Source organism: Mesorhizobium liriopis, from assembly GCF_024053505.1.
In the GTDB taxonomy this organism is placed as follows: domain Bacteria; phylum Pseudomonadota; class Alphaproteobacteria; order Rhizobiales; family Rhizobiaceae; genus Mesorhizobium_B; species Mesorhizobium_B liriopis.
Genome location: NZ_JAMXQS010000007.1, coordinates 1 through 20,743, shown reverse-complemented (window position 1 = coordinate 20,743; position 20,743 = coordinate 1). Strand labels below are relative to the sequence as shown.

Genomic DNA, 20,743 nt, shown 5'->3' with positions numbered 1-20,743 from the left:
TGACTTGGCTCCAAAATGAAGAAAGGGTTAATCCGCACCCTTTCCCGCCTGCCTGTTTTTCGAGACGCCCGCCATTTCCCGCACCATGCCCAAGCCCCATTCCGACCCGCGCACGGTGCTGACCGAAACTTTCGGTTACGCAGAATTTCGCGGGCAGCAGGAAAACATCATCACTCATGTGACGGAGGGCGGCTCCTGCTGCGTCTTGATGCCGACCGGCTCGGGCAAGTCGCTGTGCTATCAGATCCCCGCCCTTTGCCGCTCAGGGGTAGGGATCGTCGTGTCGCCGCTGATCGCGCTGATGGACGATCAGGTGGCCGCGCTGCGCCAACTCGGCGTGCGTGCCGCGGCGCTGCACTCCGCCGTGCCGCAAGACGAGCAGCGCCAGACGCGCGAGGCGTTGCGCGCCGGCGAGCTCGACCTTCTCTATGTCGCGCCCGAGCGCCTGATGCTCGGCGGCTTCCTCGACAGCCTCGAGCGCATCGAGATCGCGCTTTTCGCCATCGACGAAGCGCACTGCATCTCGCAATGGGGCCACGACTTCCGCCCCGAATATCGCGAGCTCTCGGCACTTCGCGAGCGCTTTCCCCATGTGCCCTGCATCGCAGTCACGGCGACCGCCGATGGGCCGACACGCGCCGACATCGTGGAGAAGCTTTCGCTGCCGAAGCTTTTCACCGGCAGCTTCGACCGCCCCAACATCTTTTACGGCGTCGGGCTGAAGGAAAACCCACGCACCCAGCTTCTGCGCTTCCTCGAAACCCGCAAACAGGGTGAGAGCGGCATCGTTTACTGCCTGTCGCGCCGCCGCGTCGAGGACACGGCCGAATGGCTGCGCTCCAAGGGTTTCGACGCGCTGCCCTATCATGCGGGGCTGGAGCACCATGTGCGCGCCGGCAACCAGCGCCGCTTCCTCAATGACGAGGGCGTGGTGATGGTGGCGACTGTCGCCTTCGGCATGGGCATCAACAAGCCGGACGTGCGCTTCGTCGCCCATCTCGACCTGCCCAAGAACATCGAGGCCTATTATCAGGAAACCGGACGTGCCGGCCGCGACGGCCTGCCCGCCACCGCCTGGATGGTCTATGGCATCAACGATGTCGTGCAGTTACGCGGCATGATCGACGATGGCGAGGGCCCCGAAGAGCAGAAGCGCGTCGAGCGCACCAAGCTCGAACTGCTGCTCTCCTATTGCGAAGCGCCCCGTTGCCGCCGCCAGACCCTGCTCGCCTATTTCGGCGACGCCTGCGAGCCCTGCAACAATTGCGACACCTGTCTCGAGCCGCCCGAAACCTTTGACGGCACGGTGGCAGCCCAAAAGCTTCTGTCCTGCATCTATCGCACCGGTGAGCGCTTCGGCGCGGTCTATGTGATCAATGTGCTGCTGGGCACGGACGACGAGCGCATCAAGCGCCTGGGTCACGACCAGCTGAGCACCTTCGGCATCGGCAAGGACCACAGCGACCGCGAATGGCGTGGCGTGCTTCGCCAGCTGATGGTGCACGGCTTGGTCGAAGCGGATTCCGATGCCTATGGCGCGCTTCGCCTGACGGATGCCGGCGCCACTTTCCTGCGCGAGCGCCAAAGTCTCGAATTGCGCATCGATGCGCGGCCCAAGCCGAAGCGCAAGTCAGCCGTCCGCACCGACGCCGTGCTCGACGACGAAGCCGACAACGAGCTTCTGAAACGCCTCAAGGCCGAGCGCATGGCCATCGCCCGCGAACAGAACGTGCCGCCCTACGTGATCTTCCACGATCGCACCTTGGTCGACATGGTCCGCGCGGGCGCGACGACGCTGAGGGAACTCGCGGCGCTGAATGGGGTCGGACAGACCAAGCTCGAGCGGTATGGGGAACGGTTCGTCGAGATTTTGCGGGCGGGGTGAGATGGTGTGAATCTCTCGGTGTTGGCGAAAACGGAGATGTCACCCCCACCCCTTACCCCTCCCCACAGGTGGGAGGGAGACACCGAAGCCGCATCGAATTCTCGAAGCTTGGCGTCAAGCTCCAAGGCTACAGCTCTACGCGCATGTCCCCGTCCCACCTGTGGGGAGGGGTAAGGGGTGGGGGTAGCGTCTCAACCTGCACAACCCCAACCCGAACATCCACTTCCCCTTACTGCGGCAGCGCCAGAATATTCGTGATCTCGGCATCCGCCTTCTTCAGCGCGTCCTCAGGCGACAATTGCCCGAGCCAAGCGGCCTCGATAGCCGAGCGCAGGGCTCGATCCGCTTCGGCCGTCTGCGCGACCGGCGGTTCCGACAAAGCCCGCCCGCTTTGCAGCGCGTCCACATAGGGCTTGGTGAAGCTGTCGCCGAACGCCTCGGCACTTGCGGCGATATCCGCATTATTGGCCGTCAACCCGCCCAGAGCCACCAGCATGTCGCCCACGCAGGAGCGTTTGCCTGTCGCCTGCGGCGAGTTCAGCCAGCGGATCAGCTTCCACGCCTCTTCTGGATGCGCGCTGTTGGCGTCCACCGACTGGTAGAACGAATACTGATAGGTCTTCCAGTCCGGCCCGGCCGGGATAGGCGCCACGCCGACCTTGTCGAGGAAATCCTCTCCCATGCCCTCGCGAAGCGTCTGCTTGAACCAGTTCGCCGTGATCTGCATCCCGTTGCGGCTCGAAGGAAAATCCTTGACCACATTGGAGGGGCTGGTGAGCCCTTGCTTGAAAAGTTCCACCTCGCCCGACAGGATCTCGACCGCCTTGGGATCGGCGAGATTGGTGGACATCAAATCGTCCTTCAACAGCGGCAGCCCGGCCGAGAACATCAGCGTGCGGAACGGGTGGGTGGCATTGGCCACTGAGGGTCCGAAAGCGTAGCCGGCCGTCACCACCTTGCCATCGGCATCGCGCTTGGCAATCTTCTTGGCATCCTCCAGCACCTCGGCCCAAGTGGAAGGCGGCTGCGCGATTCCCGCTTCCGCGAACAGCGCCTTGTTGTAGATCAGCATGTAAAGGCTGACTTCGGCTGGCACGCCCCAAACCTTATCGTCCAGCGTCGCAGCCTTCACGGTCGTTGGCTCGTAGTTCTGCGCGATGAAATCCGCGATGTCGCTCGGCGGCTCGGCCAAGATGCCGCTATCCGTCAGCTGCTTTCCCCAGATCGAATAGACATTGTAGATATCGGGGCTCGTCCCGCCGATGCGCGAGGTGAGGATGGTCTGCAGAAAATCTTCGATACCCGACTGCTGGTAGCGGATCGTGATGGTCGGGTTTTCCTGCTCATAGCGGCGGAAGCATGCCGTCAGCGGCGCCATCTGCGCATCCGTGTAGTGCGCACCCCAGGTAAGCGTGATCTTGTCCTGCGCCAGAACCGGCAGGCTCAATCCAAACGCCACCAGTCCGGCGCATGCTGCGACCGGCATCGTCCATCGCTTCGATGTCATGCTCATTCCTCCCGTTGGGGAGCGATATGGAACGGGGGAACGGGGCGTCCAGCGAGAACACGAAAAGGTCAGGCAGACGGATGATCGGCTTGGAATCAGGCCTGATTTAAAGCCTGCTCAGGCGTCTTCAAGCCGCCAGACACGTCCTACACGTCCCACGCAGTTCTAAAGTCGTCTTACCCGTTTTGAACCCTACATCCTTGGCCCAACCCCTCAATTGCTGGGCGACCTTTTCATCCGAAAATTCTGTTACCTGCCCGCAGGTTTCGCATATCGCGAACACCACCGGCGAATGGGAATGGTGCCCATGCGTATGGTCATGCGCGCAGGCGACGAAGGAGTTCAGGCTTTCGAGCCGGTGCACGCGTCCCTGTTCGACCAACGGCGCCAAAGCACGATAAATCTGGAGCGGCGAACGCAACCCTTCGGGGCGCAACCGGTCGAGGATGTCATAGGCGCTCAATGGCCCGTTCGCGCCTGAAAGCGCACCGAGCACCAGTGTCTGGTTTTTCGTGAGCGCCTTCGCTTCCGTCATCTCTTTACCCACCGTCTTGGTTTCGCCAACTTGTCAGATGTAATAACATGACATAGAGAGAGGCTCAAGAACGCGCCTTTCGCGCATCGGCTCTTTCGCGACGAATTGATGTCCCAACAAAGCCTCGCCTTTCGCGACCTGACGCTCGGCTATGACCGCCATCCGGCTGTTCACCACCTATCCGGAACGGTGCCGGCCGGTTCGCTTCTGGCCATTGTCGGGGCCAACGGTTCAGGCAAGTCCACGCTTTTGAAGGGCATCGTGGGTGTGCTGAAGCCGATGGACGGCGCGATCCTGCGCCCTGCATCCATGCGCCTCGCCTACCTGCCGCAACAGTCCGAACTCGACCGCTCCTTCCCCGCCCGTGTCTTCGATCTGGTTTCGCTGGGTCTCTGGCCGCGTCGCGGCCTGCTCGGACGCCACAAGGCGGAAGATCGCGACCGCCTCGAAGCAGCACTTGCCGCTGTCGGCCTCAAGGGTTTCGCCACGCGCGGCATCGATACCCTGTCGGGCGGCCAGCTGCAGCGCGCGCTTTTTGCCCGCGTGCTGTTGCAGGATGCCGACCTGATCCTGCTCGACGAACCCTTCAACGCGGTCGATCACAAGACGGTCGAGGATCTCGTCGCTCTCATCAAGCAGTGGCATGCCGAGAAGCGCACGGTGCTGGTCGTCGCGCACGATCTTGAACTCGTCCGCGCCCATTTCCCACAAACGCTGTTGCTTGCGCGCCGTCTCGTCAATTGGGGTCCAACCGCGCAGGTGCTGACCCCTGCCAATCTTGCGCTCGCCCTCCATTTCCATGAGGCCTGGGACGACAACGCCCCCTGGTGTGCGCCGGGTGATACGCACGATCATGCTCGCGATGACCACGCGCACGAGCATCACCATCATGCCCACCAGCATCGCGGAGCCGCGTGATGAATGCGCTCTACGACATCATCTTCGCGCCCTTCATCGAGTTCGGCTTCATGCAGCGCGCACTCGGCGGCGCGCTTCTCCTTTGCCTCAGCGCCTGTCCGGTCGGGGTGTTTCTGATGCTGCGCCGCATGAGCCTGGCGGGTGACGCCATGGCGCATGCGATCCTGCCGGGTGCTGCCGCCGGCTTCCTGCTCTACGGCCTCGAAATCGTGCCGATGACGGTCGGTGGCCTCGTTGCCGGCGTGGTTGTCGCACTCGGTGCTGCCGCCGTCTCACGCCTGACCGTGCTGAAGGAGGACGCCTCGATGGCGGCCTTCTACCTGATCAGCCTCGCGCTTGGCGTGTTGATCGTGTCCTTGCGCGGCTCGCCCATCGATCTCATGCATGTGCTGTTCGGCACCGTGCTGGCACTCAACGACGAGGCGCTCGGTCTGATCGGCGGCATCACCGCGGTTACGCTTGCCGGCCTCTTCGTCTTCTGGCGTGCGCTGATCGCAGAATGCCTCGATCCGCTCTTCTTGCGCTCGGTCTCGAAACTCGGGCCGCCGGTGCATTTCGTGTTCCTGGGCCTCGTCGTGCTCAACCTCGTCGGTGGCTTCCAGGCGCTCGGCACGCTTTTGTCGGTGGGGCTGATGATGCTACCGGCTGCCGCCGCCCGCTTCTGGACCGGACAGGTCATATCCATGTGCGTGGTCGCGACCCTGGTCGGCGCGGCCTCGGTGATCAGCGGCCTGCTTCTGTCCTTTCATTTGTCGCTGCCGTCCGGCCCCTCGATCATCCTGTCGGCTGGCGTGGTCTATCTTCTGTCCGTTCTCGTCGGTCCGCGCGGTTTACCCAGCCGCCGGTCGCGAAGCTTGCGCCACCGCGCGGCCTGACCCCTCTTCTCCAACCGAAACGCAGAAGGATTGCTCCTCATGCTCAAGCACATCAAGCGCGCCGCCCTTGCGAGCGTTATAACATTTACTCCACTGACAGCTTTCGCGCAGGACAAGCTCGACGTGGTTGCGAGCTTCTCGATCATTGCCGATCTCGCCAAGAATGTCGGCGGGGACCGGGTGAACATCACCACCCTCGTGGGTCCGGATGGCGATGCCCATGTCTACGAGCCCAAACCGGCCGATGCGAAAGCCATGGCGCGGGCCGATGTCATTCTCGTCAACGGCCTGCACTTCGAGGGCTTCCTGCAGCGCCTCGTCGACACGAGCGGCACGAAGGCGCCTGTGGTGGAACTCACCCAAGGTGTGGCGCCGATCGAGATGAAGGAAGAGTTCGCGGAAGGCGAAGAGGCCGAAAAAGGCCACGATCATGCTGAAGGCGAAGCCGGTCACGACCATTCTCATGAGGAAGCTGGCCACGCTCATGGGCACGATCACGGCGATACCGACCCGCACGCCTTCCAGTCGATCGCCAATGCGCGCATCTATGTGAAGAATATCGCGGACGCGTTCTGCGGGGCCGACAAGGACGGTTGCGCGACCTACCAGCAGAACGCCGCCGCCTATGATGCCAAGCTCGACGCGGCGGAAAAGGACGTGAAGGAAACGGTCGCCTCGATCCCTGAGGCCAAGCGCACCATCATCACCAGCCATGACGCGTTCGGCTATTTCGAAAACGCCTATGGTATCACCTTCCGCGCGCCCGAAGGCATCTCGACCGACGCCGACCCGTCGGCCGCCGATGTCGCCAAGCTGATCGAGGAGGTGCGCAAGGACAAGGCTGCGGCAATCTTTGTCGAGAACATCACCAATCCGCGTCTGATCGAGCAGATCGCATCGGAAACGGGCCTGAAGGTCGGCGGCGAGCTTTACTCGGACGCGCTCTCAGGCCCCGATGGCCCGGCCTCGACCTATCTCGACATGATGCATCACAACATCACGACCATCAAAGGTGCGGTCAGCGGTAGCTGATTGAGAGTGAGGCGCCGGGCAACCGGCGCCTACCGCACCGCGACGATGAAGAGGCGCGGAAACGGCAACAGCACCGTGCCGTCATCCATTTCCGGGAAATGCGGCACGAGCCTTTGCCGATAGGCCTGGAGGAAATCCTCATGCCGCTCAGGCGCCATGCGCGAAAGGTAGGGCAGCAAGCCCGTGCCCTTCAGCCATTCAACGATGCTGTCGAGTCCGGCCAGCGGGTGATAATAGGTCGTGCGCCAGATATCGATCCGCCGGCAGACAGGCTTGAGCATGGCGTAAGTGTCGTTCGCGGAAGCGATTTTTGTCCGTTCCACCTCGGCCGCGCTGACGATTTCACCGAGCCCGATATCACGCGCGGCTTCGCTCATCGTCGTGTGGCTCGGCGCATCGAGATTGTCCGGAATCTGGAACGCCAGGGTCCCACCCTCAGCCAGGAATCCGGCCAATCGCGGAAAGAGCCTTGCATGACCCGGCACCCATTGCAGCGAGGCATTGGCGAAGATCAGGTCCTGTGACGTGTCCGGGCTCCAGTCCTGAATGGCTTCCATCGCGAACCGCGCATCCGGCAGGCGCTTTTGCGCCGCCTCGATCATCGCCGCCGAAGTGTCGATGCCGAACAGGCGCGCGTGAGGAAAGCGCCTTGCCAGAAGCTCCGTCGAGTTGCCCGGGCCGCAGCCCAGATCGGTCACCGTCTCGACCCGCTCGCTCCGCACCCGGGCGAGCAGATCAGAGGCCGGGCGCGTGCGCTCGTCGGCGAATTTCAGATACTGGTTGGGTGACCACTGTGACATGAGACGCGTTCTATCCTTGAAGAAAGGCAGCGTCGATGCAAAGTGGCAGGAAATGAAAAGGCAGCGGAGACGTCTCCCTCACCGATGCCCGAGCGTCCTCACTCGCTCCATAGAAGCGCGACCTGCCGCTGGCCGAGAACGTCACGCACGGACAAGCGCTCGCTGGGAGCCATCTCCTTCCCCGTTTCGACATCCGTCCACGCACGCGCAGAGGTGACGATCGCGGTTTCGGACCAGTCCGTACCCTTCAACGTCAGGCGCGGAACCAGCAGCAGCAGTGCCTTGCCCTCATGCTCGCGCACGAAGCCTGCAAGCGTCTCAGCGCCCGGCCCTTCGATATCGAGCACTTTGTATGAAGCCTGCTCGAAGAAAACCGACTCCTTTTCGCGAAGCGCGAGCACGGCTGCCGTCAGCGCCATCTTGCCGGTCTCGCTGAGGTCCCAGGCAACAGCCTTATCCTTCACGCTCTCGAGACGCTGGGCGAGCGCATCGAAATCCGGTGCGCGGCGGTTGTCCGGATCGACAAGGCTCAAATCCCAACCTTCCGTGCCTTGATAGATATCAGGCACGCCAGGCGCCGTAAGCTTGATCAAGGTCTGTGCCAGACTGTTGCGTTTTCCTGTCTTCGCGAAGGGCGCGAGCGCCTTCGAGAAATCCTGAAGGAATGCGCCGTTCGCCGGATCGAGCAGGTGGGCGGCATAGGCCTTTACCGCATTCTCGTAAGCCTCGTCCGGATCGCTCCAGCCTGTGCGCAGCTTCGCCTCGCGCAACGCCTTCTCGACATATTGCGCAAAGCGCTCCGACAAGGCTTCGAGCGCGGCCTCGTCGGATATATCGATGTCTTCGGGCCAACTGCCGGCCAGCGCCTGATACAGCAGCCATTCGGTTTCAGGTTCGGGCGCCGCGCCCTTTTCGAGCGTCTCGACCTTGCTCTTGTTCGTCTCGCGCCAGCGCTCGACCGCTTGCGCCCACTCATCGGGTGCCTCGCTCAAGGCGTAGAGCCGCGCGCGGGCATCCTCGCCGCGCTTGGTGTCGTGCGTTGAGGAACCGAGCAAGCCGTGCGGCTGGCGCCGCGCATGCGCCAGCATCGCCTCGTGGAAGCGCTCGACCGATCCCACGCCCTGTTCCGGTTCGCCGCCCACCTCGTTCATCGCGATCAACGCATTGGCGCGGTAGAACAGCGTGTCCTCGACCGATTTCGCGGTGGCTGGCCCGGTCAATTGCTGGAAGCGGACGCGAAACTCACCGGCCTCGTCACCCTTGCCTTCGTTCAGCTGTTTCAGCACGAAACCCAGCGCATCAAGATCGGCCTTGTCGGCCTTCTGGGCGGACTCCGCCAAAAGACGCTGGTCGCTTTCGGGCATGCCATTCCTGTCGCCATAGGTGCGATAGGTGGGAAAGGCGACGATGAGCGCTGCAATGGCCTGCGCTAAGGCCTCTTCGCTCCATCTTCCATCGCTCAAACCTGCAGCCATCCGTGCGAGGCCCTTGAGCTCGGTCGCGAAATTATGCGTCACCATCAGCCGCTTGGCCTTGGCGCCCTCTGCTTCAGGATCGAAGTGACGGCCGAGAAGCGCGTCATGCGCATGCGCCAGCGCCTTAAGCCCGGCCCCCTCCACGAACAGTTCCGGCATGCGCGCGGCGAACTCGTAGCCGGTGGTGCCTTCGATCGGCCAATCGTTCGGCAGTTGCTCCTCTTCGCCAAGAATCTTTTCGACCACGAGATAGGTCTCAGGCCCGATCTTCCCGCGCAGGCGAGCGAGATAGGCGCGCGGGTCGGCGAGGCCGTCGACATGATCGATGCGCAAGCCATCGACTTGACCATTGTCCACCAGTTCAAGGGTGAGCCGGTGCACGTCGTCGAAGACCTTGTCGTCTTCCACGCGCACGCCGGCCAGACCGGTCACCTCGAAGAAGCGGCGATAGCTCAGATGCTCGCGCGCTTCCTTCCAGAAGCAGAGCTTCCAAGGCTGCGCATCGTGGATTTGTTTCAGGAAGCTCGGATCGGCGGAAATCTTCTCCAGCTCGGCCTTGAAGGCTTCGTCGGCGGTGAGCCGGCGCAACGTCTCGTGGAGGCGATCCGAATCCGGCGAAGCGGTTTTCGCGGCATCGAGGATTTCGCTTTTCAGCGGATGCTCGATTGCCGCCAAGGCCTGCTCATAGGTGCGCGGGTGCAGCGGCACCAGCGTGCTGTAATAGCCGAGCGCCAGCGCGCCGGTTTGTGCGTCGAAGGCGAGCTTGATTTCACCATCCTGCGCTGCCTCGTCGAATGTCTTGCCGAGGTTCGGCAGCGTCAGCCGCTCTTTCCAGTTGATGTCGAAATGGTGCGCATAGGGGCTGTCCGCCCCCCACTCGACCACGCTGCGCCACCACGGATTCTCGAGTGATGCCGCCATGTGGTTGGGCACGATGTCGAGCACGAGGCCAAGCCCCGCTTCCTTCAGCGCCGCGCTCAGCCGGTCGAAGCCCTTGCGCCCGCCCAAGGATGGGTCGATCTCGTTGTGGTTGGCAACGTCATAGCCGTGGGTCGAGCCTTCGGGCGCCGTATAGATCGGCGAGGCATAGAGGTGGCTGATGCCGAGCGTCTTGAGATAGGGCACCAGGCCCGCGGCCCGGTCGAATGTCATGCCTTCACGGAACTGAAGGCGATAAGTGGCGCGTGGCAGGGTCATGGCACTCGAACAGCGGTTTGGGAGAAAAGTTCAGCGACGCGGGCGTTCAGCGGCGAGTGCCACGGTGATCGCCTTGAACAGCGGCAGTGCCGGCATGTCCTCGATCGCGATGTCGAGCTTGGGCGACCAGTTTGGAAACTGGTTCGTGGTGCCCGGCACATTCGTCGGACCCGCCTCGCCCACGAGATCGGCCAGCCTTGCGCCGGCAAGCAGGCTCGGAGTGCGCGCCATGTAGCGGTGAACGGCGACAGCCAGCGCGTCCGGCAAGGGCGCTCGCCAATCCTCGATCGCAGCCTTTGCCGTTTCCTCGTCGGATTTCGACAAGAGCTTCTCCGCCGCCAGCGCCTTCACCAGCCGCTTGCGTTCTTTCGCACGCTCCTTGTGCTGGCGCTTGTTGATGCTCTCGTCGATCAACCCCGCTTTCAGCCGCTGGTCGGTATCGTCCGCCTTCCACCAGCCCCGCCATGTCGGCAGATCGTGTGTCGCGAGACAGGCGAGAGCCTTCGCAGGATACTCCTTGGGCCGTTTGAAGCCCTTTTCCGTCTGCTCGAAATAAAGGATGCGGTAGGACAAGATGTTGCTCTGGGCCATCACGTCCTGAAAGCCGGGCGGCACGATGCCGAGGTCCTCACCGATCACCACCGTCTCGTTCTCGCGCGATGATTTCGTGAGCAGTGCCAGAAGCTCCCTGATCGGATAGCGCTGATAGGCGCCGTCGGCGGGCGTCAAACCTTGCGGCACGAAGAAGAGCTGCCAGAGCGCCATGGCATGGTCGATGCGAAGCGCACCGGCCGATGCCATCAGTCCTTCCATGATGGCCTTGAATGTCGCGAAATTCTCTTCGCGCATGGCAAGCGGCGACATCGGCACCAAGCCCCAGTCCTGCCCTTGCAGCGTGAACATGTCAGGCGGCGCGCCGATGGTCATGCCGGAAACGAGAAGGTTCGGCTTGCTCCACGTCGCCGAGCCGTCGGGCGCCTCGCCCACCGCGAAATCAAGATAGATGCCGACCCGCAGGCCAGCCCCTTTGGCCGCCTCATCGGCTTCTTCGAGCTGCGTGCGCGCAAGATATTGCAGCCACACGTGAAACATCACCTCGTCGCGGCGTTCTTCCGCGAAGCGTTTCACCGCTTCGCTTTCCGGATTCTGGTATTCGGCGGGCCAGGTCTTCCAGCCGCCCTTCGTGCCGCTTTGGGCAAGATGCAGCGCCAGCGTGTCGAACAGCGCATGGCGCTCCAGCGCCTCGTCGCCCTTGTCGCGGAAAGCTTCCAGAGCGGGATCGTTGCGATCCGCCTTTTCCCAGGCGCGGCGCAAGGCGCGCAGCTTGAGCGCGGTGACCCCGGGATAATCGACCAGCGCGGTCTCGCGCAGGCGATTGAACTCGTCGCGCTCTTCTTCCAGCAACTCACCGCCGGGCAAGCGATCCACGGCGATGTAGATCGGGTTCAGGAAGAGCCGGCTCGACGGCGAGAACGGGCTGTTGCGTTCAGGCTCGGACAGAAACAGCGCATGCAGCGGGTTGACGCCCACGAAATCCGCGCCGTGCGCGCCTGCGATACGGCAGAAATCCGCGAGATCCTTGAAGTCGCCGATGCCCCAGTTGCGACCAGAGCGCAGCTCGTAGAGCTGCACCGGAATGCCCCAGGCGGGCTTGTCTTCGAGCCATTTCGGCAGATAGCAGGCGCTGTTCTTCGCCGGCTTCATGACCGGAGGCTTGGTGTCCTTGAAACGCTCGAGCGCCGCCTCGACCGCCTCCTTTGAACTCGCATCGACCTCCAGGGCGGCCAGCATGCGCCGCCGCCCGTCATCGTCGATCTCCACGCGCTGCTTCGTCATCGAGATATAGTCGGAAGCGATGCCGAGCTTTTCCGCGAGGCGGGCGAGTTTCTTGCTCATGCTGCGCCTTCGCTGACCGACACGCGGACATAGGCGTCGTCGCCGCTGCCATATTCGAAGACGGTCTTGCCATCGGCCTCCGGCAGGGCGGCATCCTTCGCGAAGCGTGCGCGCAAGCGAAGAACGGTCTTGCCGAGCGTCCAGTCCACCGCGATCGCTTCAGCACCGGAATCGAGCATCCGCCCCGCATGGCCGCCGGCCTGTTTCAGGGCAGGCACGACATGCTTTTGCCGCAACGCGAGAAGCGTCTTCGTCCATGTGCGCCATTCCTGGCCACGCGCGCTTTCCGCATGCAGCCAGTCGATCTTGGAGCGCTCGAAGGTGTCGCGGTCGTTCGGGTCGGGGATCGTCTCCTTGGCGTAGGAGCTGAACTTCGAAAACTCGTTGCGCCGCCCTTCCCGCACCGCATCCGCCAGTTGGCCGTGGAAATCGGTGAAGAAGAAGAACGGGTTGGTCTCGCCCCACTCCTCTCCCATGAAGAGCAGCGGAATATGCGGCGACAGCAGAAGGATGGCCGACAGCACGCGCAGGCGCGGCTCCGGCGACAGGGTGATCAGCCGATCGCCCATCGCGCGGTTGCCGATCTGGTCGTGGTTCTGCAGGAAATCCACGAAAGCCTGCGGTGGCTGATGTGCGCTCGGCACGCCGCGCGTTTCGCCGTCGGCATGTCGCGAGGGCTCGCCCTGATAGGCGAACCCCTCAGCGAGGATGCGCCGTACGTGACCGATAGGATCGTCGGCGAAATCCTCGTAGTAGCCGTCCGTCTCGCCGCTTGCGACCACATGCGCGGCGTTGTGAAAGTCGTCGTTCCATTCCGCCGTGTGCAGCGGCACCGAACCGTCTTCCCCTCGCTCGTGCAGGCTCGTGATGTTGCGGTTGTCCTCGGTCGCCAGATGGATCGGCCGGTCCGGAAACACCTCGCGCACGCGCAGGGCCATTTCGGTAAGGATATCGGGCTTGGACTCCACATCGCGGATGTGATCCACGGCATCGAAGCGCAAGCCATCCAGTCTGAATTCGTCCAACCAGTAAAGGACGTTCTCGATGAAGAAGCGCCGCACCGGCGTCTTCTCATAGGCGATGGCCGCCCCCCATGGCGTGTGGCGCTCGGGATGGAAGAAGTCCGGCGCGAGCCGTGGCAGATAATTCCCGTCCGGACCGAAATGGTTGTAGATCACGTCGAGGAAAACCATCAGCCCATGGCCGTGAGCGGCATCGACGAAAGCCTTGAAGTCGTCGGGCGTGCCATAGGCGCGGTGCGGCGCATAAAGCAACACGCCGTCATAGCCCCAGCCCCGCTCGCCGCCGAACTGCGCGATCGGCATGACCTCGACCGCCGTGATGCCGGCCTCCACCAGTTCCGGCAGCTTTTCGATCGCCGACCGGAACGTGCCTGCGGGCGAGAAGGTGCCGATATGGATTTCGGAGATCACCGTTTCTTCCCAGGGGCGCCCCTTCCATTCCGCGTTCTGCCACTGGTAGCTGTCAGGATCGCAGACGACTGACGGCCCGTGCACATCCCCTTCCTGAGCCCGTGAGGCCGGATCCGGCACCACGAGCCCGTCGGGCAGGACGAAGGCATAAGCGGTGCCTGCGGAGACATCAGAAGCGTCGAGCGTGAACCAGCCGTCATCCGCGCGATCCATTGCCCGGTCTTCGCCGCCGAGCCTGAGCGACAGGCCTTCCGTGCCCGGCGCCCAGATGCGGAAGCGTGCCTTGTCGCCGTCATGGAGTTCGACGCCCCATGTCGGCTCGTAGCGACGTGCAGAACTCACTTCACGGTCTCCAGCAGGATCAGCGTTCGGCCCTCGACGGTGAAAGTCGAGCCCTCGACCTTCTCGCCCCGGCGCACATGGGCAGCACCCGTCGCGGTGTCGATCAGCTTCACCCAGCCATTCTCGAAGCCTTGCGGCAGCTGGAAGTCGAGGCTTTCATGATAGGCATTGAGAAGCAGCAGCATCCGCTCGTCTGGCCCGGCCAAGGCCACGGCCATGGAGCGCGTATGCGGGTTCTGCCAGTCGCCATCTTCCATCGGCTCGCCGCTTGGGCGTAGCCACTGCACGTCGAGCGTGCCTTCCTCATCCACCGGCTGGGCGTGGAGGAACTTGCGCTGGCGCAGGAGCTCGCGATCGCGGCGGATGCGGATCACGTTCTGCACGAAAGTGCGGAAAGCCTCGTCGCGTTCGCCGATGCCTTCCCATTTCAGCCAGTTCATCTCGTTGTCCTGGGCATAGGCATTGTTGTTGCCGCCCTGGGAACGGCCGACCTCATCCCCCATCAGGAGCATCGGTGTGCCTTGCGACAGAAGCGTCGTGGCAATGAGGTTGCGCCGCATCCGGTCGCGCAGATCGAGAATGCCCTGGTCGTCGGTCAGGCCTTCCGCGCCGCAGTTCCAGCTCAGATTGTGCGAATGACCGTCCTTGTTGTCCTCGCCGTTCGCCTCATTGTGCTTGTCATTGAAGGAAACGACGTCGAGCAGCGTGAAGCCGTCATGGGCGGTGACGAAGTTGACGCTGGCCCAAGGCCGGCGACCGCGCTTGTCGAAGAGATTGGCCGAGCCGAGCAGATTGCTTGCGAGATCGGGGGCCAAGCCCTCCTCGCCCTTCCAGTAGCCGCGCACGGTGTCGCGATACTTGTCGTTCCATTCGGCCCAGCCGGGCGGGAAATTGCCGACCTGATAGCCGCCGGGGCCCGTATCCCAGGGCTCGGCGATCAGTTTCACCTTGGACATCACCGGGTCCTGGCGCACGGCGTCGAGGAAGACGGCGTGGCTGGAGAACTGGTCGCGGTCGCGCCCCAGCGTCGAGGCGAGATCGAAGCGGAAGCCATCGACGTGGCACTCCTCGACCCAGTAGCGCAGCGAATCCATGACCATCATGAGCACGCGCTCATGCGTCAGGTTCAGGTTGTTGCCGCAGCCGGTGGTCTCGAAATAATAGCGCGGGTCGTCGGCGAGCACGTAATAGCTCGCATTGTCGATGCCGCGGAAGGACAACGTCGGCCCCATCTGGTTGCCTTCGGCCGTGTGGTTGTAAACCACGTCGAGGATCACCTCGATGCCCGCCTCATGCAGGCGCCGCACCATGAGCTTGAACTCGTGAATGCCGCCGCCGGGCGAAATGAAGCGGGTGGCCGGCGCAAAGAAGCCGACCGTGTTGTAGCCCCAATAGTTCGTCAGCCCCTTTTCGATGAGGTAGCGATCGTCGAAGAAGGACTGCACGGGCATCAGTTCGACGGCCGTCACGCCAAGTTTGGCGAGATGCTCGACCACGTTCGGGTCGGCGAGGCCGGCAAAGGTGCCGCGCAGTTGCGGCGGCAGCTCCTCGCGCTGTGCCGTCATGCCCTTCACATGGGCTTCATAGGTGATCGTCTCGGCCCATGGCGTGTTGGGGCGGATATCCTGCCCCCAGGTATAGGCTGGATCGACCACCACGCATTTCGGCATGATCGGCGCGGAGTCGCGCTTGTCGAACGAAAGATCCGCCTGCTTCGAACCGATACGGTAGCCGAAGGCCGCGTCATGCCAGCGCATGTCGCCGCGCAGTTCGAGCGCGTAAGGGTCGAGCACGAGCTTGTTCGGATTGAAGCGGTGTCCAGCCTGCGGCTCGTAGGGGCCATGAACGCGGTAACCGTAGAGCTGGCCGGGGCGCACATCCGGCAGATAGCCGTGCCAGACCTCATGCGTGTATTCGGGCAGAACGATCCGCTCGATCTCGCGGCGGCCGGTCTGGTCGAACAGGCACAGTTCGACCTTGGTGGCGTTTGCCGAGAAGAGGGCAAAGTTGACGCCCGAGCCGTCCCAATGCGCGCCAAGCGGAAAGGGAGAGCCGTGCGAGACACGGTATCTGGAACTCGTCATGGGGTTGTTTCGTGGAACCTGCGAGGAGGGAGGATACACACCGAACTATGGCGCGCCGTGTGAATGGCCAGTCCCACCATCAAGTTGCATCGGTTATCCTGCGGCAGAATGCTGCGGAGCCGCATCCGGCTCCGCGCTCATGGAATGACGCCCTCCGTTCAGGAACGGCCAGCCGCTTCGATGCCGTTGGTGCCTTTTCTGGCTGAACGGGATTTCGACGTTCTGGCAGGTGCATCGTCACGCTCGACTGCACCGGCCGCATCGAGAGACGTTTCGTCGGTTTCGCTGGCAGGGGCCACATCCGAAGGCGTGGCATCCGCCGGCAGGCCATCGCCTTCGCCATCGACCTCACGCGAGGCCTCATCCCAATGGCGGTCATGATGGCCGTCCTGACGCCCTTCGCTCTCCCACTTGCCGTAGGCGCGAGAGCGGATACGATCTTCTCTTCCTTGGTCTGACATTTCTTGTCCCTTTCTCTTCCCACCCGAGGCTGCTTCGGCGCGAGCTTGATTCACGCGAAAGTGGCACGGGCACCGAGCCCGGACGCCAACCTTTGTTAAGCAAGGGTTCGAACAAGGCCGCGCGGGCCTTAAAACATTTAGAAATAGCTGGTTGCCCGTCAACGCGCGGAAGGGGCCAACTTTTCCGTGACAGATTGACCGCGTCAAGCACTGGAAACGGTCGCGCTTCAAGCGGGTTTGCCGTATGAGCGGTGCGACCACCCCCTCGAAGCGAGCGGAGTTTCGATATGCGCGCCATCTTCGTCCAGCTTCAATGCAGCCCCGGCAAGACCTATGAGGTGGCCGACGAGCTCTACGCGCGCGAGGTGGCGTCCGAGCTTTATTCCACCAGCGGCGAATACGATCTGCTTCTCAAGGTCTATGTCGAGAACGAGATCGACATCGGCAAATTCGTCAACGACAACATCGCCAACGTACCCGGCATCACCCGCTGCTTCACCACACTGACTTTCAAGGCTTTCTGAGCAAGGCCTTCTGGGCCGCCTGGAATTCAGGCACTGCGCTCGGCCTCGTCGATCGCGTCTTCCGCCTCCTCGATGCTCATATCCATGACGCGGAAGGCGACATCGCCCGAAAAGCCGTTGCGCGCGAATGCCGCCATCTCCTTGCGCCGGCTTTCAGGATCGAGCTCATTCCTTCGCCAAGGTCCCATGCGCCTGCGCCGCGCAAGTGCCGCCGCGGCTGCCAGATCGTCGGATGCCTTCAGCGCCTCATGTGAAACCTCGCGCTCCACGCCTTTGGTTGCGAGCGTCAGCGCGATGCGTCGCTGTGAATGCCCCTTGCGCACGCCCGAGCGTACTTTCATTTCGGCATAGGCCTGATCGTCCACGAAAGCGTGCTCGCGGCAGAAGTCGAGTGCTTCCTGTGCAAGCAATGCCGCCCCTTCCGGCCCCGCTTCGGGGAAACGCCGGAGGGCACGCCGCTGCATGACTTTCCGCAGGTTCTCCGAACTCGATGCGTGCTTGGATAGGTAATCCATGGCCGACCGCCGCGCCCACTGGCGCATTCGCGCCGTGATCGCCGCAGCCCCCTTCTCTTCGTCGTCCGCTTCGCCCATCCGCGCCGCCATTCTTCGCCGTTTCGAGTGTAAGGCGACGGGCAACAGTCTCAAGGGCCGGAGCCTCAACGCATGTGAAGCATGTTGCCGTCCGTTTCCTCTCATGGAAAAGCAGGCGAAGCCACGCACACCCGAAACGAACCCTGCTCGTGGAGACGAAGATGACCGGCCTCAAACTCGAAGCGATCCATCACGTCGCGATCATCGCCTCGGACTACGCGGCCGCGCGACGGTTCTATCACGAGCTTCTGGGCCTCCCCATCATTCGCGAAGTCTGGCGCGCCGAACGGCAATCCTGGAAATGCGACCTGGCACTGGGCTCGGCGCAGATCGAGCTGTTCTCGTTTCCCGACGCCCCGGCGCGTCCCTCCTATCCAGAAGCCCGAGGCCTGCGCCACTTGGCATTCGGGGTGAGGGACATCGAGGCAGCCCGAGCCGCGCTGGAAGAGGCGGGCATCACGGTAGAGCCCATCCGCATCGACGAGCACACCGGCCGTCGCTTCACCTTTTTCGCCGACCCGGACGGCCTGCCGCTGGAACTCTACGAGACGGACTGACGCCAGCGCAGTTTCGGCGGCCTGTTCGGGGAACAAATGGCGCTCTGTCGCGCTGATAGCTCGTCCGATTTTTCTGCTCCTTCAGGCCTGCCGTGAACCGCTCCCTTGTCGCTTTCAGCCTTCTCCTCTTGTCCGGCACATCGCCCGCGCTGGCCGATGACACACTGACAGCGGACAGCATCAACGAAGCCGGGTTCACGGCCATGGTCCTGACCTCCGACAAGAACGAGCCGGCAAAGGATGCGAAGGCGGAAGCGCCCAAAAGCGAGGAAGAAAAGAAGCCGAACCCGATGCTAGTCCGCCTGCAGGTTCTGCTTGATCGCGCGCACGCTTCGCCAGGCGTCATCGATGGCTACCCAGGCGACAATCTGATCAAGGCAGTGCGGACCTACGAGGAAATGAACAAGCTGCCCGTCGATGGCCAAATCGACCAGCCGCTTTGGGACGCCCTGCTCAAGGACCAACGCCCTGCGATAATCACTTACACGATCACGAAAAAGGATCTCGACCAGCGCTTCGCCAAACGCATTCCGAACGATTACGCCAAGCTCGCCGAAATGAAATATCTCGGCTTCACGAGCCCGAGCGAGATGCTGGCCGAGCGTTTTCATATGGACGAAACGCTGCTGAAGACACTCAACCCGAAAGCCGATTTCGATAAAGCAGGCACGGAGATCACGGTCGCGGACCCTTCGACCGAGCCGGCCGCCAAGGTCACGCGCGTCGAGGTGGTGAAATCCGAAGGTTTGCTGCGCGCCTATGACGGTGCGGGCAACCTCGTCACGGCCTTCCCGGCGACCATCGGATCGGAAGACAATCCATCACCCGAAGGCGAGTTGAAGGTCGGCAAGATCGTTCGCGATCCGGGCTACACCTACAATCCGAAGAAGAACTTCAAGCAGGGCAAGAACGACGAGGTGCTCGATATCCCGCCCGGTCCCAACGGACCGGTGGGGAATATCTGGATCGACCTGTCGAAACCGACCTATGGGATCCACGGCACGCCCGAACCATCCAAGATCGACAAGACGCAAAGCCATGGCTGCGTGCGCCTGACCAACTGGGATGCCGCGACGCTTGCCGATCTCCTCGAGCCCGAAATCGCGACCGTCCACTTTGCGCAGTAAAGGCACCTGTATCGCTTAGACCGAGAGGCTGGGAACGACCGAAGGCGTTCGCGCCTCGGTCTCACGATACAGCATCGGCTTGCCGTGAAATAGCACCGACATAATGCGGCCGGCCGGCAAGCCAGCCATTGACCGCTGCGATCGACCCAAGGACGGCAAACAGGACAGCGCTGCCCGCGAAGCTTCCGGTCCAACTGTGGATGAAGCCGACAAGCAGGGGACCGGACGCAGCCAGAAGATAGCCGACACATTGCGCCATGCCCGATAGATGCGATGCCACATGGGAGTCGCGCGAGCGCAGCACGATCACGGTCATGGCCGCAGCGATGAGCCCGCCCTGACCGATCCCTTGCAGCACTGCCCAGAACCAGACCGTCCAAAGTGGTGCGAAGAGAAGTCCGAGCAACGCCCCGACCGCGATCACGCAGAGGGCGACGTTGAGAGCGCTTTGATTTCGCCCCTTGATCGCGAGATGGGGAACGACGAGGCACGACGCAGCCTGAACCATGACGGACACCGACACGGCGGCTCCGGCGGTCACGCCGTCCAGACCGCGCTCGCGCAGGATCGGAACGAGCCAGCCAAAGACGCAATAGGCCAAAGCTGATTGGAAACCCATGAAGAGGGTGACGTTCCAGGCGAGCCGATCGCGCCAGAGCCCCGACACCGTGAAGCGTGTTCGAACAGTCTGGCCGCGCGTAAGAATGACCTGGGGCAACCAGATCAGGGCCACGACCGCCGCGGGAAGTGCCCAGATTGCAAGGGCAGCATTCATCGAACCGCCAAATGCGCGCTCGAGCGGCAGCGTCAACCCGGCCGCACTCGCTGCGCCTGCGCAGAGTGCCATGGTGTAGAGCCCAGTCATCAAGGCCGTTCGATGCGGGAAATCGCGCTTCACCAAGGCTGGGAGAAGGACATTACCGATGGCGATGCAGGCGCCCGCGAGCGCTGTCCCCACGAAAAGCATGAATATGGAGGAGAGCCCTCGCAGAGATGTGCCGATCGCAAGCAAGACAAGCACGACGAGCATCGTTCGCTCAGAACCGATTCGTCCCGCAAACCGCGCGGCGAATGGCGAGAACAAGCCGAGACAGACCACCGGCAATGTCGTCAAAAGGCTGGCGGCAAACGATGACAGGGCGAGCTGCGCCTGGATTTCCGGCAGCAGCGCCGATGCACTTGAGAACAAGGGGCGCAGATTGAGTGCGATCAGTACGAGACTGGCACCCAGGATAATGCGAGCAGAGGTGCTCGTCTTGGCTTCAGGTGGCGATGGAACGGCAATTTCGCTTGCAGTCATGGCGTCGTGATCACTGCCGATGGTGAGATCGAGCGGGTTACGATCACCTGTGACGCCTCCGCCTTTTCTAATCCACTAGCCCCCCGTCCTCCTCCTGCCGTTATTTCTGGAGCGGGTTTCGGATGTCTCAAACGGCAAAACCCGCCATGGGTTTGGCGGGTTTTGTTGTTCATGGTTGCGGGGGCAGGATTTGAACCTGCGG

At 62.7% G+C, this 20,743-nt stretch carries 17 protein-coding genes; 7 read left to right on the top strand and 10 right to left on the bottom strand.

Features of this window, described 5'->3' with window-relative positions; translation table 11 throughout:
- The first annotated feature begins 85 nt into the window (after window positions 1–85).
- Window positions 86–1,885, top strand: coding sequence for a DNA helicase RecQ (recQ, locus tag NGM99_RS14435; protein ID WP_252820116.1), 1,800 nt, complete (start codon window positions 86–88; stop codon window positions 1,883–1,885).
- A 229-nt stretch (window positions 1,886–2,114) separates the two neighbouring features.
- Here the strand turns inward: recQ and NGM99_RS14430 are convergent, their stop codons facing one another.
- Together NGM99_RS14430 and NGM99_RS14425 are read right to left on the bottom strand one after the other, a co-directional pair.
- Window positions 2,115–3,392 carry an extracellular solute-binding protein gene (locus NGM99_RS14430; RefSeq protein ID WP_252820114.1) on the bottom strand — a complete coding sequence of 426 codons (1,278 nt, stop codon included), beginning with the start codon at window positions 3,390–3,392 and terminating at the stop codon, window positions 2,115–2,117.
- A 127-nt stretch (window positions 3,393–3,519) separates the two neighbouring features.
- Window positions 3,520–3,927, bottom strand: a complete 408-nt coding sequence (locus NGM99_RS14425) for a Fur family transcriptional regulator (protein WP_252820112.1) — start codon at window positions 3,925–3,927, stop codon at window positions 3,520–3,522.
- A 108-nt stretch (window positions 3,928–4,035) separates the two neighbouring features.
- On the opposite strand from NGM99_RS14425, the gene aztA reads away from it, so the two are divergent.
- From aztA to aztC, 3 genes are read left to right on the top strand one after another with little or no spacing between them, the layout of a single operon-like run.
- Window positions 4,036–4,845, top strand: a complete 810-nt coding sequence (aztA, locus tag NGM99_RS14420; protein WP_252820109.1) for a zinc ABC transporter ATP-binding protein AztA — start codon at window positions 4,036–4,038, stop codon at window positions 4,843–4,845.
- Window positions 4,845–5,720: a zinc ABC transporter permease AztB gene (gene aztB / locus NGM99_RS14415; protein WP_252820107.1), complete on the top strand. Its 876-nt coding sequence runs from the start codon at window positions 4,845–4,847 to the stop codon at window positions 5,718–5,720. The genes aztA and aztB overlap by 1 nt, the downstream gene beginning before the upstream one ends.
- 39 nt (window positions 5,721–5,759) lie before the next feature.
- Entirely contained in the window at window positions 5,760–6,752 is a 993-nt protein-coding gene (gene aztC, locus NGM99_RS14410; protein ID WP_252820105.1) for a zinc ABC transporter substrate-binding protein AztC, read from the top strand.
- Between the two features lie 29 nt (window positions 6,753–6,781).
- On the opposite strand, the gene tam is transcribed toward aztC, so the two are convergent.
- From tam to NGM99_RS14380, 6 genes are all read right to left on the bottom strand, one after another.
- Window positions 6,782–7,552, bottom strand: coding sequence for a trans-aconitate 2-methyltransferase (gene tam, locus NGM99_RS14405; protein WP_252820103.1), 771 nt, complete (start codon window positions 7,550–7,552; stop codon window positions 6,782–6,784).
- A gap of 98 nt (window positions 7,553–7,650) precedes the next feature.
- The gene (gene treY, locus NGM99_RS14400) at window positions 7,651–10,224 is read right to left on the bottom strand and encodes a malto-oligosyltrehalose synthase (RefSeq protein ID WP_252820101.1); all 2,574 of its coding nucleotides are present in this window, start codon (window positions 10,222–10,224) and stop codon (window positions 7,651–7,653) included.
- Between the two features lie 30 nt (window positions 10,225–10,254).
- On the bottom strand, window positions 10,255–12,120 hold the full coding sequence (gene malQ, locus NGM99_RS14395) for a 4-alpha-glucanotransferase (protein WP_252820099.1): 1,866 nt from the start codon (window positions 12,118–12,120) through the stop codon (window positions 10,255–10,257).
- Window positions 12,117–13,895 (bottom strand): malto-oligosyltrehalose trehalohydrolase, encoded by a 1,779-nt coding sequence (treZ, locus tag NGM99_RS14390; RefSeq protein ID WP_252820097.1) that lies wholly within the window; start codon window positions 13,893–13,895, stop codon window positions 12,117–12,119. The genes malQ and treZ overlap by 4 nt, the downstream gene beginning before the upstream one ends.
- The gene (glgX, locus tag NGM99_RS14385) at window positions 13,892–15,979 is read right to left on the bottom strand and encodes a glycogen debranching protein GlgX (protein ID WP_252820095.1); all 2,088 of its coding nucleotides are present in this window, start codon (window positions 15,977–15,979) and stop codon (window positions 13,892–13,894) included. Before glgX ends, treZ begins: the two co-directional genes overlap by 4 nt.
- 158 nt (window positions 15,980–16,137) lie before the next feature.
- On the bottom strand, window positions 16,138–16,440 hold the full coding sequence (locus NGM99_RS14380) for a DUF2934 domain-containing protein (RefSeq protein ID WP_252820093.1): 303 nt from the start codon (window positions 16,438–16,440) through the stop codon (window positions 16,138–16,140).
- A 287-nt stretch (window positions 16,441–16,727) separates the two neighbouring features.
- Between NGM99_RS14380 and NGM99_RS14375 the strand changes: the two genes are divergently transcribed.
- Window positions 16,728–16,964, top strand: coding sequence for an Lrp/AsnC ligand binding domain-containing protein (locus NGM99_RS14375; protein ID WP_252820091.1), 237 nt, complete (start codon window positions 16,728–16,730; stop codon window positions 16,962–16,964).
- 26 nt (window positions 16,965–16,990) lie between these two features.
- Here the strand turns inward: NGM99_RS14375 and NGM99_RS14370 are convergent, their stop codons facing one another.
- On the bottom strand, window positions 16,991–17,557 hold the full coding sequence (locus tag NGM99_RS14370; RefSeq protein WP_252820089.1) for a regulatory protein RecX: 567 nt from the start codon (window positions 17,555–17,557) through the stop codon (window positions 16,991–16,993).
- Between the two features lie 161 nt (window positions 17,558–17,718).
- On the opposite strand from NGM99_RS14370, the gene gloA2 reads away from it, so the two are divergent.
- Entirely contained in the window at window positions 17,719–18,114 is a 396-nt protein-coding gene (gene gloA2 / locus NGM99_RS14365) for an SMU1112c/YaeR family gloxylase I-like metalloprotein (RefSeq protein ID WP_252820087.1), read from the top strand.
- A 92-nt stretch (window positions 18,115–18,206) separates the two neighbouring features.
- Window positions 18,207–19,241 (top strand): L,D-transpeptidase family protein, encoded by a 1,035-nt coding sequence (locus NGM99_RS14360; protein ID WP_252820085.1) that lies wholly within the window; start codon window positions 18,207–18,209, stop codon window positions 19,239–19,241.
- A gap of 61 nt (window positions 19,242–19,302) precedes the next feature.
- Here the strand turns inward: NGM99_RS14360 and NGM99_RS14355 are convergent, their stop codons facing one another.
- A complete protein-coding gene (locus NGM99_RS14355; protein ID WP_252820084.1) occupies window positions 19,303–20,541 on the bottom strand; it encodes a CynX/NimT family MFS transporter in 1,239 nt (412 codons plus the stop codon).
- Window positions 20,542–20,743 lie beyond the last annotated feature (202 nt).